This window comes from Nonomuraea insulae (genome assembly GCF_042656245.1).
Window position 1 is genome coordinate 114,169 of sequence record NZ_JBHSPA010000006.1, and the last position, 15,181, is coordinate 129,349.

The following is a 15,181-nucleotide window of genomic DNA, read 5'->3' on the forward strand; positions in this document are numbered from 1 at the left end:
TCAGGTTACAGCGCCGATTTACCGGGCCCGATCGCCGGGGCGGTTACTCGGCCTTGGCCGCGAGCTTGGCCTCCTGCTTGGCGGCCCGCACGCGGGTCAGGCTGTCGGCGTCGACCACGTCGGCTACCGACCTGTGTGACCCCTCCTCGCCGTAGAGTCCGGCTGCCTCACGCCAGCCTGGTGGCTGGACCCCCAACTGCTTGCCCAGCAATGCCAAAAAGATCTGGGCCTTCTGCTTGCCGTATCCCGGAAGGGCCATGAGTCGTTTCAACAACTCCCGCCCGTCGGTCACGTCTGTCCAGATCTTCGCGGGTTGTCCGTCATAATGCTCTACAAGATAGGCCGCCAGTTGCTGAACCCTGGCCGCCATGGCCTTGGGATAGCGGTGCACGGCCGGCTTCTCCGCCAGCAGCGCGGTGAAGGCTTCTGGGTCGCTGGCGGCGATCTCAGCGGCGGTGAGGTCATGCCCGAGCCGCTGGGAGATCGTGTATGGCCCCGTGAACGCCCACTCCATGGGGATCTGCTGGTCGAGCAGCATGCCAACGAGCAGGGCGAGCGGGCTGCGGCCGAGGAGCTCGTCTGCCTCGCTCCGCTGGGCGAGCTGGATGCGCATGGACACAGCTTTGCACGAAAGGGCGCCGGGTGAAGTGAACACAGGCGTCGCGGGGCCTTGACACCGGCCCGAGAAAAGGTGAAATGAGAGCGCAAGTCGCCCTGCAGACATTCCTGGGGGTTTGCCCCTGGGTCTCCAGAGGAATCTCACTTCTATGCTCGCTCTGGCCACACGGTTCCTGCGGGAGCCGGTCAGTCTCAGGCTGGCCGAAGAGTTCCTGACTGTACCCGTGGACACGATCGACCGCTGCGTGGCCGACGTGTGCGCGTGTGCACAGCATCTGGGCATCTCAGCGACGCCCGAGATCGTGGAACGCATCGCTCGCGAGCACCTGCTCGCGATCGTGAACTCCGCGCCTCCGCCCCGGGGCGCCCGCTAGGGCGGTCACGGGAGGAACGCCCGGATCGGCGTGCCCGCCGAAAACGCCTTCCCCGGTAACATCGGGGTCACCAGGCCGAGTTCTACGCACCTTTTGCGCCTGGAATACGAGAGAGTGAGGGTGTGCGCCGACACCGACGAGATCCCCGGGAGAGCACCCCGCCAGACGACGTGTTCAAGGAAATGGTGCAGGCGGCTCGCGAACTGCTGGCCGTTCGCACCCCTCTTGACGCGGAATTGATGGTCTCCGACATGGTCGGTGCCTGGTGGGGGAGGCGGGTCAGGGGAGGCGACGTCGAGCAGGTGCTCGGGGAGGGGCTGGTCGACTACGCGGCCAAGGCCGGCACGCCGGCCTCGCTGACGCTGCTGATCTGCCTGGCCTATCTGGGCACCGCCCGCCAGGGCGCCAAGGCCGAGGGCGCGGCGCTGGCGATGATGGAGTCGGGCGTGGCCAGGCCGGGCTGGGCCGAACGGGTGGGCGCGGTGAAGCCGGCCGGCTGTTACGTCTCCCGCGACGCCTACGGCGACCAGGACACGGTGATCTGCACCTTCGCCTACCGCTGGAACGACAGCGAGCAGCCGATGGACCGGCACGCGCTGGTCATGGTGGTCGACTACAACATGAGCGGCATGGCGCGCGACGCCTGGGTCTCCTCCCAGGTCGACAAGCTGCTGGAGCAGGCCAGGGCCGAGGCGGCGGGCAATCCGCTGCTGCTGTTCGAGGAGATCCAGCCCGAGCAGGCCAGGGCGCTGCTGGAGTCGGCGATGAAGGCCACCAGGGAGCCGAAGACGCCGCCGCCGGTGAGTGAGAGCTACAGCGCCTACCACGCCTTCGCCCGCGCCCGGCTCAAGGCGCTGCCCCCGGGGCGCAAGCGGCCGGCGCCGCTGCACATCGAGGCCCCGTACAGCAGGGAGCGGCGGGCCATGCTGGCGGCGGAGTTCCTGGCGTCCGACGCGGCCGAGCACCTGTCCGACCCGTCGGCGGCCTCGCGCTGCGCCGACCACATCATCGACTACGGGTGCGAGCAGGACTTCAACCGGCCGCTGCGGGTGAGCCCGACCAAGTGCGAGACGTTCCTGCTGGACTGGCTGCCGCGCAAGGTGATGCTGAGCGTGGCGGAGCAGGAGGCGATGCCGCACGTGATGTCGGCGTGGGCGCGTTTCGCCGCGCACCGCACGGGCCTGCCCGAGCAGGGGCTGAAGGCCACGCTCGACGCGGTATGGGGGGCGATCGGGAAGTTCCCCGAGGCCTACCGGGACCCGACGTCGTTCGGGCTGGACCGGCCGCTGCTGGAGCGGCTGCTGCCCGACGGCGACCTGTCGGCGCTGGCCAGGCGGGCCTTCGCCTTCCCCTATCTGCAGGGCACGCACAACGGGATCGACCTCGACCTGCTCAACCCGGCCGACCAGGCGGACCGGCGTACGTTACTCGAGATCGACCACAACGGGACGATCGACCAGGAGCACCTGGCCTGGCACGAGGAGATCGCCACCCGGCTGTGGGACGGCGACCCGCCGCAGCTCTGGGAGGCGGCGCAGCGGCTGCTCGACCTCGGGCACGACCGCCACGACGTGCTGCACGTGCTGATCGAGATCGCCGAGCGGATCGGCGGCGATCCGGAGGAGCTGGCCGCGGCGCTCGACGACATCGCCGACATCCCCGACGAGATCTGAGCTCTTCATGGCGATGTACGTCCGGGCGGGCTCGGGTCGTTACCTGGCCTCCGAGCACACGCAGGGGCCGTGGGATCCGCGCACCCAGCACATGGGGCCCGTCACGGCCCTGATCGCGCACGAGCTGGCGCGGACCGCGCCGCGGCCGGGGCTGGAGATGTCCAGGCTGGTGGTGGACGTGTTCGCGCCGGTGCCCGTGGCCGAGCTGGAGGTGGCGACCGAGGTCGTACGCGACGGCAAACGGGTGCAGTGCCTGTCGGCGAGCGTGTCGTCCGGCGGCCGTGAGTACGTCAGGGCGAGCGCGTGGCGCATCCGCTCGGCCGGCACGCCGGCCACGCCGGTGGCCAAACCGCCCGCCCCCGTGCCGCCGCCCGCGCCGGAGCACGCCCGTTCGTGGCTGACCACCAGCTTCGGGTACGGCAGGGCGCTCGACTGGCGTTTCGTCGCCGGCGCCCCCATGGAGACCGGCCCCGCCACGGTCTGGGGCAGGCTCGCGATGCCGCTGGTCGAGGGCGAGGAGATGACGCCGGTGGAGCGGGTGGCGGTGTTCGCCGACAGCGGCAACGGCGTCAGCCTCGCCCTCGGCTTCGAGACCCACGTGTTCGTGAACGTGGACCTGACGATCTCGTTGTTCCGCGCCCCGGCCGGCGAGTGGATCTGCATGGACGCCGCCACCGTCATCGGCCCGGCGGGCCGCGGCCTGACCCGCTCCACCCTGTACGACGAGACGGGCGAGATCGGCACGGCCACGCAGACGTTGTTCGTCGCGCCGAGGTAGCCGAGCCGCCATGATGGTGCCATGGTGATCGACCTCAACGCGGACCTGGGCGAGGGTTTCGGCATCTGGCGGCTCGGCGACGACCTCGCGCTGCTCGACATCGTCACAAGCGCCAACGTGGCCTGCGGTTTTCACGCCGGCGACCCGGTGACGATCAGGCGCACGTGCGCGGCGGCCGTGGATCGCGGGGTGGCGATCGGCGCGCAGGTGTCCTATCGCGACCTGGCCCACTTCGGGCGCAGGGAGATGGACGTCGAGCAGGAGGAGTTGTGCGCCGAGGTGCTCTACCAGCTCGCGGCCGTGGACGGCATAGCCAGGGCGATGGGCGGCCGGGTCTCCTACGTCAAGCCGCACGGCGCGCTCTACAACCGGATCTGCCGCGACGAGACGCAGGCCGCGGCGGTGATCGACGCGGTGGCCGACTACGACCCGTCGCTGCCGGTGCTCACGCTGCCGGGCTCGGTGGTGCACAAGGTGGCGGCGGCCGAGGGCGTGCCGACGGTGAGCGAGGCGTTCGCCGACCGGGCGTACACCCCGCAGGGGATGCTCGTGCCGCGCCGCGAGCCGGGTTCGGTCGTCCACGACCCCGCCGCGGTGTCCGCGCGTGCCCGTCAGATGGCCGTGGACGGCTCTGTGACGGCCGCTGACGGTAGTTCCGTACCGATTTCTGCCCGTTCTATCTGCGTCCACGGAGACACGCCTGACGCCGTCAGGCTGGCGCAGGGGGTGCGGGACACGTTGCTGGCGGCCGGAGTGGTCCTGCAGGCGTTCGCGTGATCCGTACGGCCGGGGAGCACGGGCTGCTCGTGGAGACCGGGTCGCTGGAGTTGTCGCACCGGCTGGACGCGGCGCTGCGGGCGGAGCGGCCCGAGGGCGTCGTGGAGATCGTTCCCGGGCCCGAGACGGTGCTGGTGGTGGCTCCCGGGGTGGATCGGGCGGGCTTGCGGGAGCGGCTGGAGGCGGTCGCCCGGCAGCAGCGCGGCCAGGGCTCGGCGTCGGGCGACCTCGGAAAGACCGTGACGATTCCCGTGGTCTATGACGGCGCGGATCTCGATTCCGTGGCGGAGCTGGCGGGGATCTCCGTGGACGAGGTGGTCTCGCGGCACGCGGGGCGGGAGCTGGTGGTGGGGTGGCTGGGGTTCGCCCCGGGGTTCGCCTATCTCACCGGGCTGGATCCGGTGCTGGAGATGCCCAGGCTGGACACGCCGCGCACGTCGGTGCCCGTGGGGTCGGTGGCGGTGGCGGGGCCGTATTCGGCGGTGTACCCGACGGCCTCGCCCGGCGGGTGGCGGCTGATCGGGCGCACGTCGGTGCGGGTGTGGGACGTGGCGGGCGATCCGCCCTCGTTGTTCAGGCCGGGCATGCGCGTGCGGTTCGAGCCGGCATGATCGAGGTTTTGGCGCCTGGGCCGTACGCGAGCGTTCAGGACCTGGGGCGGCCCGGGCTCGCCCACCTGGGGGTGCCCTGTTCAGGGGCGGCGGACGCGGCGAGTCTGCGGCTGGCGAACCGGCTGGTGGGCAACGCCGAGGGGCTGGCGGGGGTCGAGCTGACCTACGGGATGGCGCGGCTGCGCTTCCTGGACGCGGCGTGGGCGGCCCTGACGGGAGCGCCTCTGGCGGGTGCGGCCATGGGGGCGCCGTTCTGGGTGCCTGCCGGGGCCGAGCTGCTGCTGGGGGCGCCCTTGTGGGGGTTGCGTACGTATCTGGCGGTGCGCGGTGGCATCACGGTCGAGCCGGTGCTGGGGAGCCGGTCCACCGACTCGTTGTCCGGATTGGGGCCCGAGCCGTTGCGGGCGGGGGTGTTGCTGCCGGTGGGGAGGCCGGAAGGGGGCATCTCCGTCGATCTGGCGCCGCTGCCCGGGCCTAGGGAGGCCGTGCTGCGGGTGCTGGCGGGGCCGCGGGACGACTGGTTCGTGCCGGAGGCGCTGGCGGAGTTGTGCGCGCGGCCGTACACCGTGAGCCAGGACAGCAACCGGGTCGGCGTGCGCCTGCGCGGACCCGAGCTGGCCAGGGCCAAGGAGGGCGAGCTGCCCAGCGAGGGCATGGTCGCGGGGGCCGTGCAGGTGCCGCCGAGCGGGCAGCCCATCGTGTTCCTCGCCGACCATCCCCCGACGGGCGGCTATCCGGTGATCGGCGTCGTACGCGGCGCGGACCTGCCGGTCGCCGCCCAGCTCAGGCCGGGCGACGAGGTGCGGTTCACAACGCGACCGAGCCCGTGACGCACGTGACGACCGCGCCGCCCACCCAGACGTTCCCGTCGGCGTCGTCGGAGATGTGGATGCGGCCCGCGTGGCCGATCGCGGTGCCCTGGGAGGCCACGTACGGGGCCCGCGCGCGGCCGGTGCGCAGCAGCCACTGACCCAGGGAGGCGTTCAGGCTGCCCGTCACCGGGTCCTCCTCTGTGGCGCCCTGGTGCGGGATGAACGCCCGCACCTCGAACGCGTACGGCGAGCCCTCCGGATACGGGCCCGCCACGCCCACCTCGTGCGGCACCGCCCCGGGGCGCAGCGCGAGCACCGACTCGGCATCCGCGAGCAGCACCCCGATCCAGCCCGGCCCGTTGTCGGCCCATTCGGCGGCCACGATGTCCGCGCGCCCGATCCCGAGCGAGCCGGCGATCCGCTCCAGGAGCTCCTCCGCCACCGGCCCCGAGCGCACCAGGGGCGGCGCCTGGAAGGCCAGCCCCTCGTCCGTGACGCGCAGGGGCACGAGCCCGGCCTGGCACTCCTGGACGATCTCGCCCTTCGTCCGCGGCTCGCCCCCGGCCTCCAGCCAGGCGTGGCAGGAGCCCAGCGTCGGATGCCCGGCGAAGGGCAGCTCGGTGCCGGTGGTGAAGATGCGTACCCGGTAGTCGGCCTCGGGCGAGGTCGGGGGCAGCAGGAAGGTGGTTTCGGCCAGGTTCGTCCATCTGGCGAAGCGCTGCATCTCCTCCGCGCCCAGCCCTTCGCCGTCCAGCACGACGGCGAGCGCGTTGCCCTGGTAGGGGGCCGCGGGGAAGACATCGACCTGCGTGAATCGTCGCGTCATGGTCAGGAGTCTTTCACTGTTGACCCGCCGCCCCCAGACTGGGCGTTGTGGCGGACTTTGACGTTGTGGTCCTGGGATCAGGACCAGGTGGGCAGAAGGCGGCGATCGCGGCCGCGAAACTCGGCAGGCGCGTGGCGGTGATCGAGAAACGGAACATGATCGGTGGCGTGTGCATCAACACGGGCACCATTCCGTCGAAGACGCTGCGCGAGGCCGTCCTCTATCTCACAGGGCTCAACCAGCGCGAGCTGTACGGCGCCAGCTACCGCGTCAAGGACGAGATCACGGTCGGCGACCTGGGGATGCGCACCCAGCACGTGATCGGCCGCGAGATCCAGGTGATCCGCAGCCAGCTCGCCCGCAACCACGTGACGGTGTTAGCGGGCACCGGACGTTTCCTCGACGCCCACACGATCGGCATCACGGGCGACGAGGAGAAGAAGATCACCGCCGACAAGGTCGTGATCGCCACGGGAACCTCGCCCGCCCGGCCGTCCAGCGTCGAGTTCGACGACAGGACCGTGATCGACTCCGACGCCATCCTGCACCTCGACCGGGTCCCCGAGACGCTGGTCGTGGTGGGGGCCGGGGTGATCGGCATCGAGTACGCCTCCATGTTCGCCGCCCTCGGCACCAAGGTCACGGTGGTCGAGCGGCGCGAGCGCATGCTGGAGTTCTGCGACCTGGAGATCGTGGAGGCGCTCAAGTACCACCTGCGTGACCTGGCCGTGACCTTCAGGTTCGGGGAGAACGTCGCGGCCGTCGAACGCCGCCCGCGCGGCGCGCTGACCCTGCTGGAGAGCGGCAAGAAGATCCCCGCCGACTGCGTCATGTACTCCGCGGGCCGCCAGGGCAAGACCGCCGAGCTGTGCCTGGAGGCAGCAGGACTGGCCGCCGACGACCGGGGCAGGATCGCGGTGGACGCCAACTACGCCACCGAGGTGCCGCACATCTACGCCGTGGGCGACGTGATCGGCTTCCCCGCGCTGGCCGCCACGTCGATGGAGCAGGGCCGGCTGGCCGCGCAGCACGCCTGCGGCGAACCGGCGGTGGACGTGCACGAGCTGCCGCCCATCGGGATCTACACCATTCCCGAGATCAGCTTCGTCGGCCGCTCGGAGGACGAGCTGACCCGGGAGAAGGTGCCGTTCGAGGTGGGCATCTCGCGTTACCGGGAGCTGGCCAGAGGCCAGATCATCGGCGACTCGTACGGGATGCTCAAGCTCCTGGTGTCCTCCGAGGACCGGCGGCTGCTCGGCGTGCACGTGTTCGGCACGGGGGCGACGGAGCTGGTGCACATCGGGCAGACCGTCATGGGCTGCGGCGGGACGGTGGACTACCTGGTCAACGCGGTGTTCAACTATCCGACGCTGGCGGAGTCGTACAAGGTGGCGGCGCTGGACGCGATGAACAAGATGCGGACGGTGGCCCGGCTCACGGCGGACATGTGAGCCGGGCGTCGTCCTAGGAGATCGTCCACTTCTGGTTGGCGGCGCCCGTGCAGGTCCACAGCTGCAGGCGGGCGCCGTCGGCGCTGGAGTTGCCGGTGACGTCGGCGCACTTGTTCGCGGCGGGGTTCACCAGGTCGCGGCTCGCGGTGGAGGTCCACTGCTGGTTGGCGGTGCCCGTGCACGACCAGAGTTGCAGCAGGCTGCCGTTGGCCGTGCCCTGCGCCGCCACGTCGAGGCACTTGCCGAGGGCGCGCAGCGTGCCGTCTCCCGGGCGGGTCCACTGCTGGGCGGCGGTGCCGTTGCAGGTGTAGAGCTGTACGGCGGCGCCGTCGACGCTGCTGGCCCCCGCCACGTCCATGCACTTGCCCGCCAGCCCGGTGACCGTGCCGCCGGTGCCGCCGCCCGAGCCCGGCGTGCCCGACCAGGTGAAGGTGGCCGTGGTGCGAGCGGGCAGGGAGTAGACGAAGGACTGGTTGCCCCAGTTGACCCGGATGGACTGGCCCGAGGTGCCGCCGTTGTGGGCGATCAGGGCCTTGGAGCCGTCGGGGTTCTTGTAGGCCACGTTCTGGACGGTGCCGTTGGCGGTCGAGTCGATCCGGGACGCGCCCGGCTTGACGAACTTGGTCAGGTGACCCGTCGTGTAGTACTCGATCGTGTAGTCCACCTGGCCGGCGCGTGAGCCGCCCTCCTGGACGGTGATCAGGCCGGTGCAGGTGCCGCAGCCGCCGTTGTGCGGGCCCATGCTCTGGTTGAGCGCCAGGCCCCACTTGACCAGGCTGCCGCTCCAGTTGCGGGCGTAGTTGACGATGTCGGCCATGTCCTCGTTGTGCTGGTTGCCGATCCAGGTGCCGCCCGAGTGCTCGGTGCTGAACTGCCGTACCGACGGATACTGGTTGTGCACCTGCGTGCCGACCGCCGGGTCACCGAAGTAGCCGTGCCAGGCGATGCCGCCGAACAGCGGGTCGTTGCGCAGCGCCGAGTCGGCCAGGATGGCACTGCCGATCTGACCGTAGTCACCGTAGTTCCAGTCGTGGACGAGCACTTTGGTGGTGATGCCCGCCGCGCGGAAGGCAGGGAAGACGAAGTTCTTGGTCAGCTCGATGAGGCCGGAGGCGTTCCAGGACATGCCGGGGTAGTTCATGGCGGTCGGGTTGGATGCCTGGCAGCAGTTGGGCTCGTTCTGGACCGAGATGTAGTTCACCGGGACTCCGGCGGCCTGGTAGCTCTGGACGTACTTGACCAGGTACTGGGCGTAGGTGGCGTAATTCTCGAACTTCAGCCAGCCCATCTGGTCCATCCGGCCGTTGTCCTTCATCCAGCCGGGCGCGCTCCACGGCACGCCCTTGACCCGCAGCGCCGGGTTGAGCTGCTTGGCCTGGGCGGTCAGCAGGCGGACGTTGGTGTCGTAGCCGTTGGCGCCGAAGTCGTTCAGGTCGCAGCAGGTGTCGTCGAGCGAGACCATGCCGGGGCGGGACAGGTCGGAGGCGCCGATCGGGTTGCGCACGAACGACAGGCCGATCCCGTCGGTGGGCGAGAACAGCTTGCGCATCGCGGCGTCGCGGGTGGCGGCGCTGACGGGACCGCCGCGCAGCAGGTACGCGGTCGAGTCGGTGATCGACGCCCCGGCGCCCTCGAACTGCTGATACGTGGTGCCCTCGTTGACGGTGATCGTGTGGTTGGCGCTGCCTCCGGCGGGGCCGAAGGCGGTCGGGGTCTGCTGCTGGAGGCCTCGGGTGACGGTGCGGCCCCCTGAGTCGGAGGTGGTGGTGAGCCAGACGTTCACCTGCTCACCGGCGGCTAAGGCCGGCAGCGGCGCGGCCGCGCACAGCGCGACGGCGCAGGCGAGCGCCAGAAGGATTCTGGACACGGCGGAAGTCCTTTCGGGGCGGGGGGTGATGCCCGTGTAACAAATGAAACAAATCTGTAACGCTGCTTGCTTTGAGCAGCAGAACACGAGTCAACATGCCCGTCAACCGGTGTAACAAATGAAACAGTCAGCGCGGAGCCGGGCCCGTGGAGGCGCGGACGACCAGTTCGGTGCCGAGCGAGACGTGCAGCGCCTCGAGTGTGTGCCTGCTGAGCAGCCGCATCAGCAGCGTCACCGCCATCCGCCCCATCTCCTGCAGGGGCTGGCGCACCGTGGTGAGCGCCGGGGTGGTCGCCCGGCTGAGGTCGATGTCGTCGAAGCCCGCCACCGACAGGTCGCCGGGCACGCTCAGCCCGCGCTCGGCCGCCGCCCGCAGCGCGCCGACCGCCATCTTGTCGTTGAACGCCACCAGCGCCGTCGGCCGCTCCGGCAGGTCCAGCAGCTCGCGGGCCGCCAGGTAGCCGTGCTCGATGTTCGGCTCCGGCACGTTGCGCAGCAGCTCGGGCGCAGGCAGCACCCCGGCGTCGGCCAGTGAGGCGGTGTAGCCGGCCAGCCTGGCCTCGCTGGGCAGCCAGCGAACGGGGCCGCCGATGATCCCGACGCGGCGGTGGCCCAGCGCCACCACGTGCGCCATCAGTTTGCGCCCGCCGGCGAAGTGCGCGGCCGACACCGCCGCGATGTCCTTCGGGGGCGGCGTGCGCGGGTCGATCACCACGAAGGGGAAGCCGCGGTCGCGCAGGCGTACGAGCTCGTCGCCCGGCTCGGGAGGCAGGATCAGGATCGCGCCCGCGACGCCCGGCCGGTCGGGCAGGCCGGGCAGCACCGCGCTCCCCTGCGCCGCCTCCCCCGCGCCGAGGATCATCTGCCGGCCGTGCAGCTCGATCGTCTCGCCCACGGAGGAGACGATCAGCCCGAAGTAGTCCGTCAGCACGTACGGGCAGCGCACGTAGACCGCCCCGCCCTGCGCGTCAGGGGCCGCGCGCGGCCTGGGCGCCTGGTCGCCGAGCCGGCCGACGGCGCGCAGCACCAGCTCGCGGGTGTGCGGGGCGACGTTGGACTGGCCGTTGAGCACGCGGGAGACGGTGGCGATGGACAGGCCGGTCTCGGCCGCGACATCCCGCACCGTCGCGCGCGCCCGGCCCTCCGTCATGCGGTCAGGATATTCATCGGGTGAAGGTGATCTCCACCCTGCGGTTCTTGGCGCGGCCCTTGGGGTTGTCGCCGCCGTCGGGCAGCGCGTTGGGAGCGACCGGGTCGGCCTCGCCGTACCCGGCCACGGTGAACCTGGCCCCCGGCACGAGTTCGCCGAGCGCGTCGCGTACCGCCTGCGCCCGCTTCCTGGACAGCACCAGGTTGTAGGAGCCGGAGCCCTTCGCGTCGGTGTAACCGTCGACCTTGATCTCCTTGCCCTCGGCCTCGGCCTTGAGCGGCTCGGCCGCCTGTGCCAGCCGGCTCTTCGCCCTGCCGGTCAGCGTGGCCTTGTCGAAGGCGAACACCACGTCGGCGGCGACCGTGATCGTACGCTGCCTGCCGCTCGTCTCGTTGGTCACCGACTCGTCGAGGTTGGCGATGCGCTCGCCGATGTCCAGGACCTTGCCGTCGGCGTCCAGTGTCTTGCCGCTGATGTCGAGCACCGGCGCGCTGACCGGCTCACCTCCGGCCAGCGGCGGCTGGGTGGGCGTGGTGAACGCCGTAAGCGCCAGCAGCGCCGCGCTAACCGATCGGTACATTCGCCAGCGTCCCCACGTTCGGGATGTGCACGTCGACCGAGCCCACGTCGGCGGGCGGAGCGGCGAACGTGGCCGAGAACACGGCGCTTTCGTCCTGCTTCAGGAACAGCGACGAGACGCGGGTGCACACGCACGCCCCCTCGCTGTCCACCGCCACGAGGTGCTTCTTGGCGTTCTTGACGTCCACCAGGAAGACGCCGTCGACGGTGGGGTTCGGCTTGGGCACGGCGGAGAAGGCGTTGTGCACCTGCCACCCGAGGCTGCTCTCGCCGTCCTTCGTCACCGTGGCGGTGAAGGTGAGGTTGACGAAGCGTTCTCTGCGGAGGAGCTGGACGATCTCGATCTTGAATTTGGTGTGGTCGATCATGCCTTCCCTGCTCGCCAGGACCTGGTCGGGCGGAGCGGCCGCGGGCGGAGCGGTGCTCGTCCGGGCGACCGGCACCGTCTCGGACGGCTCGTTCTGGGCGCCGCTCGGGGAGGGGCCACCCAGCTGGCACCCCGCGGCGAGCGCGGCGATCGTCACGGAAGCAAGGATCTTCGTCAACCTCATGGGACGGAGAGTGTAGCGGCACATATCCGCAAATGTCGCGCTATTTAGCTTCGATTTCCTCAGGCAGCCTTTCTGGAAATGGCCGCTCGCCGTATGTTTTCCGTGCGTTAGATTGTCTTCCCCGGAAAGCGTGAGGACGGTTACCGTGCCGGAGAATGACAAGTCGGATAGCAAACGCACCAAAATCCTCGTGTGGGCGGGCGGGGTGCTCACCGCGGTCCTCATCGCGGGGCTGACCGACTCCCTCAGCCCGCTCATCCGTCTCGCCGCCGACCTGCTGAACATCGGGCGACCGGCGCTGCGGGCCACGGTCGTGCCCGCCGGCGGCCGGGCCCCGCACCTGGCCGTGTCCGCCCTGCCGGCGACGCCGCAGGACCGGGCGCTCTTCCTGGGCGGCCGCTTCACCGATCCCGCCTTCCTCGACCTGGCCGGGCAGCTGGGCGGCGCCTGGGTGAAGTGGGTACGCGTGCGCGTGGTGTTCACGGCCGGCCGGGGCCTTGTCCGCATCACGAACGTACGCGTGAAGGAGGACCCCGATCCTGGGCCCAACGTCGTCCGCGCCTTCGTCGAATACCCCAGCGAGACGATGTCCAGAAATCCCCAGCTCATCATGAACCTCGATTCTCCCGCCCCTTTCTTCGCCAGTGTCCAAAAGCCCGGCTCGGCCTACTTCGGGCCAGAAAGCCTTCCGGTGGAACAGGGAAAGCAGAAGGAACTCGGGTTCGAGATCCGCGCCGGATCGCACAGCCATACATTCAAGCTGGAGGTCGAATACGTCCCGGCGGAGGGCGGAAAGCCGGAGAGCCTCACGGTGAGCGATGCGGGAGGGCGGCCGTTCCGCGTCACCGGGGCACCCGATCGGTACACCGGCTACGGGACGGTCTACCGCAACACCGGCGCGGGGCTGCACGCCGTCACCGGGCGGGCCGCCTGTGAGCTGTTCGAGCCGGAGCGGGCATGCGTCTCGCCAGGCTGATCGCCGCCGGGGCACTCGTGCTCGCCTGCGCCGGGGGAAGCCAGGGAGCCCAGGGAGCGTGGCCGGGGCGGCCGTCGCTCGGTGTCGCGTGGAGCGTCGGCATCGGCGACCTCGGGACGGACGGGCTGCAGATGTCCGTGGACGTCGCCACCGTGGGCGGGCGGTCGCTGGTGGCGACGCCCTCGGCCGGGCCGTACGCGATCCGGGTGCTCGACGCGGCGACGGGGCGGGCGGTGCGCACGTTCCCCATCGGAGTGCCGTACAGCTTCGCGCAGGTGGACGCGCGGTTCGTCGGGGACCTGCTCGCGGTCCGCACCCGTGAGCTCGCCGGGGAGCGGATCACCGTCCACGATCCCGTCAGCGGGCGGACGAAGTGGTCGCGGCTGCTCCCCCTCGCGGACGTGCCCATCTCCCCCTACCTCCAGCGCTCTGCCCAGACGCGGTCCGGCATCGTGTGGGCGGCCGGCGACGGGCTGCGCGGCATCGACGCGGAGACCGGGCGCGACCTGTGGACGCTGCCCCTGCCAGGGGACTGCCCCGAGTATCAGCTGCTCACGTCCGAGATCCCGATCCTGCTCGGGCGCTGCCCCGGCACGTCGGCGCTGCGCGGCGTCGACCCGCGAGCCGGGCGCGTCACCTGGACGCGGACCGTTCCCGTCGTGAGCGCGGACGACGACCCCACCGTGCTCGTCTCGCCCACCGGCCTGGTCGAGATCTCGGAGGACGGGGTCTTCACCGCGGTGGACGCGCGGGGCCGGGTGGCCGCGCGGCTGCCCGACGCCTGGCCCCACGTCGCCGGGCCCTCGGCGGCACGCTCCGGCACGCTCACCCTCCTCGTGCACAGCGAGGGCGGCGCCCGGGTGATGGCCGCGCTCCGCGACGGGCGGCCGCTCTGGCGCAGGACGCTCAAACCGCGCGACCTGCCGGGAACCTCTGAGGGGGTCCTGCCGGAGGCCGGGTACCTGACCGCTCGCCACGCCGTGGACACCTTGGGGAGCGATCTGGCTCCCCATCTGATCGAGGTGGTCTCGCCGGCGGACGGGAGGCGCGTAGTGCTGGCCCTGCCGTTCGACGCCCAGGCCGGGGCGATCGTGGGGACCACGGCGCGGGACGTGCTCACGTACGAGATGCATCCCGGCGGGGCGCGGCTGTCCGCCTACACCTTCCACGACGGGGTGGGCGCGCCGCGACTCCCCGCCGTGCCCCCTGAGCGCTGGCCGGACGCCTGCGCGCTGCTCCCGCCCGGCGCGTTGCCCGGCTACGTGCCGGCGCCCGCCACCTCGGAGCACCTGGGGCTGCGCTGGCCCCGGCCGAACGTGTGCACGTTCCTGCCGCCGGACGAGGCGGCGGCGCAGGTGCGGGTGGCGGTCACGTGGGTCGCCGAGACCTCCGCCGGCCTCCTCCGGCTGGCCGGCACGAAGGCCGCCGCAGATCCGGAGACCGTGCGGCTGGGGGAAGGGGCCTACCTCAGCTCCGCGGACGACCGCGATGGGCGGCTCACGTCCGCGTGGGCCGCGGGCGGGCGGGTGCTGGCGACCGTTCAGGCCGTCGGGGACCCCGCGCTGACCCGCCGTGCCGCCCTGCTGGTCGCCTCCCACCTGCGCGACCCCTGACCAGGGCGGGGTCAGTCGCTCGTGGTGCGGCGGCCTCGGGGGGCCGGTTTCTTGCGGCCCGCCACCAGCGTGTCACCCGGTACGGGGGACGCCTCCTCCTTGCTCTGGGCCTCCCCCGGCGGGGTACGGGGCGGCCGGGGGTGGGGGGCCGTGTCCTCCGTGGGAGAGACCTCCGGCTCCTCCTCCGCGGGGGGTTTGTCGGGCTCGCGGAGAGAGGCGATGACGCGGTCCGCCTCCGTGTCCGCGGCGAACTCGTCGGCCGCCGCCGACTCTCTCCGCCGGATCACGACCATGTGGTCCACCGACACCCGGCCGGCGCCCACGACGGCGAGCAGGAGGGAGGCGGCTCCGAGGAGGACGAGTTCGTTCATGCTGATGGGGTTGAGCGGCGGGGCCACCAGGAAGACCGCCAGTGCCTCGGCGAAGAGGATCAGTCCGGTCGCGGGGACCGCGAGACCGGCGATCAGCAGCGCGCCGCCGATGAGCTCGGTGAGCATGGTGATCGTGGCCCAGGCGCCGGGTGCG

General features: G+C 71.3%; 16 protein-coding genes. 9 read left to right on the forward strand and 7 right to left on the reverse strand.

Features of this window, described 5'->3' with window-relative positions; genetic code table 11:
* Positions 1 to 43: 43 nt before the first annotated feature.
* A complete protein-coding gene (locus tag ACFPZ3_RS03270) occupies positions 44 to 613 on the reverse strand; it encodes an HhH-GPD-type base excision DNA repair protein (RefSeq protein ID WP_379512419.1) in 570 nt (189 codons plus the stop codon).
* 154 nt (positions 614 to 767) lie between these two features.
* On the opposite strand from ACFPZ3_RS03270, the gene ACFPZ3_RS03275 reads away from it, so the two are divergent.
* From ACFPZ3_RS03275 to ACFPZ3_RS03300, 6 genes are all read left to right on the forward strand, one after another.
* Entirely contained in the window at positions 768 to 992 is a 225-nt protein-coding gene (locus ACFPZ3_RS03275; RefSeq protein WP_379512420.1) for a hypothetical protein, read from the forward strand.
* A gap of 182 nt (positions 993 to 1,174) precedes the next feature.
* Positions 1,175 to 2,665 (forward strand): hypothetical protein, encoded by a 1,491-nt coding sequence (locus ACFPZ3_RS03280; protein WP_379512765.1) that lies wholly within the window; start codon positions 1,175 to 1,177, stop codon positions 2,663 to 2,665.
* A gap of 7 nt (positions 2,666 to 2,672) precedes the next feature.
* Positions 2,673 to 3,443 (forward strand): thioesterase family protein, encoded by a 771-nt coding sequence (locus ACFPZ3_RS03285; RefSeq protein ID WP_379512421.1) that lies wholly within the window; start codon positions 2,673 to 2,675, stop codon positions 3,441 to 3,443.
* 21 nt (positions 3,444 to 3,464) lie between these two features.
* The gene (locus ACFPZ3_RS03290; protein WP_379512422.1) at positions 3,465 to 4,220 is read left to right on the forward strand and encodes a LamB/YcsF family protein; all 756 of its coding nucleotides are present in this window, start codon (positions 3,465 to 3,467) and stop codon (positions 4,218 to 4,220) included.
* The gene (locus ACFPZ3_RS03295) at positions 4,217 to 4,831 is read left to right on the forward strand and encodes a 5-oxoprolinase subunit B family protein (RefSeq protein ID WP_379512423.1); all 615 of its coding nucleotides are present in this window, start codon (positions 4,217 to 4,219) and stop codon (positions 4,829 to 4,831) included. The genes ACFPZ3_RS03290 and ACFPZ3_RS03295 overlap by 4 nt, the downstream gene beginning before the upstream one ends.
* On the forward strand, positions 4,828 to 5,661 hold the full coding sequence (locus ACFPZ3_RS03300; protein WP_379512424.1) for a 5-oxoprolinase subunit C family protein: 834 nt from the start codon (positions 4,828 to 4,830) through the stop codon (positions 5,659 to 5,661). Before ACFPZ3_RS03295 ends, ACFPZ3_RS03300 begins: the two co-directional genes overlap by 4 nt.
* Here the strand turns inward: ACFPZ3_RS03300 and ACFPZ3_RS03305 are convergent.
* Entirely contained in the window at positions 5,639 to 6,469 is an 831-nt protein-coding gene (locus tag ACFPZ3_RS03305; RefSeq protein WP_379512425.1) for a PhzF family phenazine biosynthesis protein, read from the reverse strand. The genes ACFPZ3_RS03300 and ACFPZ3_RS03305 overlap by 23 nt on opposite strands.
* Before the next feature lie 47 nt (positions 6,470 to 6,516).
* On the opposite strand from ACFPZ3_RS03305, the gene sthA reads away from it, so the two are divergent.
* Positions 6,517 to 7,920, forward strand: a complete 1,404-nt coding sequence (sthA, locus tag ACFPZ3_RS03310; protein WP_379512426.1) for a Si-specific NAD(P)(+) transhydrogenase — start codon at positions 6,517 to 6,519, stop codon at positions 7,918 to 7,920.
* A gap of 13 nt (positions 7,921 to 7,933) precedes the next feature.
* On the opposite strand, the gene ACFPZ3_RS03315 is transcribed toward sthA, so the two are convergent.
* The 4 genes from ACFPZ3_RS03315 to ACFPZ3_RS03330 all read right to left on the reverse strand — a co-directional run bounded on the left by ACFPZ3_RS03315 (position 7,934) and on the right by ACFPZ3_RS03330 (position 12,067).
* Positions 7,934 to 9,787, reverse strand: coding sequence for a ricin-type beta-trefoil lectin domain protein (locus ACFPZ3_RS03315; RefSeq protein ID WP_379512427.1), 1,854 nt, complete (start codon positions 9,785 to 9,787; stop codon positions 7,934 to 7,936).
* A gap of 127 nt (positions 9,788 to 9,914) precedes the next feature.
* Positions 9,915 to 10,937, reverse strand: coding sequence for a LacI family DNA-binding transcriptional regulator (locus tag ACFPZ3_RS03320; RefSeq protein WP_379512428.1), 1,023 nt, complete (start codon positions 10,935 to 10,937; stop codon positions 9,915 to 9,917).
* Between the two features lie 13 nt (positions 10,938 to 10,950).
* Positions 10,951 to 11,517 (reverse strand): OmpA family protein, encoded by a 567-nt coding sequence (locus ACFPZ3_RS03325; RefSeq protein ID WP_379512429.1) that lies wholly within the window; start codon positions 11,515 to 11,517, stop codon positions 10,951 to 10,953.
* Positions 11,501 to 12,067: a hypothetical protein gene (locus ACFPZ3_RS03330; RefSeq protein WP_379512430.1), complete on the reverse strand. Its 567-nt coding sequence runs from the start codon at positions 12,065 to 12,067 to the stop codon at positions 11,501 to 11,503. The genes ACFPZ3_RS03325 and ACFPZ3_RS03330 overlap by 17 nt, the downstream gene beginning before the upstream one ends.
* Before the next feature lie 145 nt (positions 12,068 to 12,212).
* Here ACFPZ3_RS03330 and ACFPZ3_RS03335 point away from each other — a divergent pair, with 145 nt between their 5' ends.
* Together ACFPZ3_RS03335 and ACFPZ3_RS03340 are read left to right on the forward strand one after the other, a co-directional pair.
* Positions 12,213 to 13,043 (forward strand): hypothetical protein, encoded by an 831-nt coding sequence (locus tag ACFPZ3_RS03335; protein WP_379512431.1) that lies wholly within the window; start codon positions 12,213 to 12,215, stop codon positions 13,041 to 13,043.
* Positions 13,025 to 14,656, forward strand: a complete 1,632-nt coding sequence (locus tag ACFPZ3_RS03340; protein ID WP_379512432.1) for an outer membrane protein assembly factor BamB family protein — start codon at positions 13,025 to 13,027, stop codon at positions 14,654 to 14,656. Before ACFPZ3_RS03335 ends, ACFPZ3_RS03340 begins: the two co-directional genes overlap by 19 nt.
* A gap of 11 nt (positions 14,657 to 14,667) precedes the next feature.
* Here ACFPZ3_RS03340 and ACFPZ3_RS03345 read toward each other — a convergent pair.
* Positions 14,668 to 15,181, reverse strand: a 514-nt coding sequence (locus ACFPZ3_RS03345; RefSeq protein ID WP_379512433.1) for a DoxX family protein, incomplete at its 5' end; no start/stop codon positions are given.

Coding starts and splice junctions, on each gene's coding strand:
- ACFPZ3_RS03280 (WP_379512765.1), top strand. CDS start 1,175: ATGGTGCAGGCGGCTCGCGAACTGCTGGCCGTTCGCACCCCTCTTGAC.
- ACFPZ3_RS03285 (WP_379512421.1), top strand. CDS start 2,673: ATGGCGATGTACGTCCGGGCGGGCTCGGGTCGTTACCTGGCCTCCGAG.
- ACFPZ3_RS03325 (WP_379512429.1), bottom strand. CDS start 11,517: ATGTACCGATCGGTTAGCGCGGCGCTGCTGGCGCTTACGGCGTTCACC.
- ACFPZ3_RS03305 (WP_379512425.1), bottom strand. CDS start 6,469: ATGACGCGACGATTCACGCAGGTCGATGTCTTCCCCGCGGCCCCCTAC.
- ACFPZ3_RS03270 (WP_379512419.1), bottom strand. CDS start 613: ATGCGCATCCAGCTCGCCCAGCGGAGCGAGGCAGACGAGCTCCTCGGC.
- ACFPZ3_RS03290 (WP_379512422.1), top strand. CDS start 3,465: ATGGTGATCGACCTCAACGCGGACCTGGGCGAGGGTTTCGGCATCTGG.
- ACFPZ3_RS03330 (WP_379512430.1), bottom strand. CDS start 12,067: ATGAGGTTGACGAAGATCCTTGCTTCCGTGACGATCGCCGCGCTCGCC.
- ACFPZ3_RS03320 (WP_379512428.1), bottom strand. CDS start 10,937: ATGACGGAGGGCCGGGCGCGCGCGACGGTGCGGGATGTCGCGGCCGAG.
- ACFPZ3_RS03340 (WP_379512432.1), top strand. CDS start 13,025: ATGCGTCTCGCCAGGCTGATCGCCGCCGGGGCACTCGTGCTCGCCTGC.
- ACFPZ3_RS03300 (WP_379512424.1), top strand. CDS start 4,828: ATGATCGAGGTTTTGGCGCCTGGGCCGTACGCGAGCGTTCAGGACCTG.
- ACFPZ3_RS03275 (WP_379512420.1), top strand. CDS start 768: ATGCTCGCTCTGGCCACACGGTTCCTGCGGGAGCCGGTCAGTCTCAGG.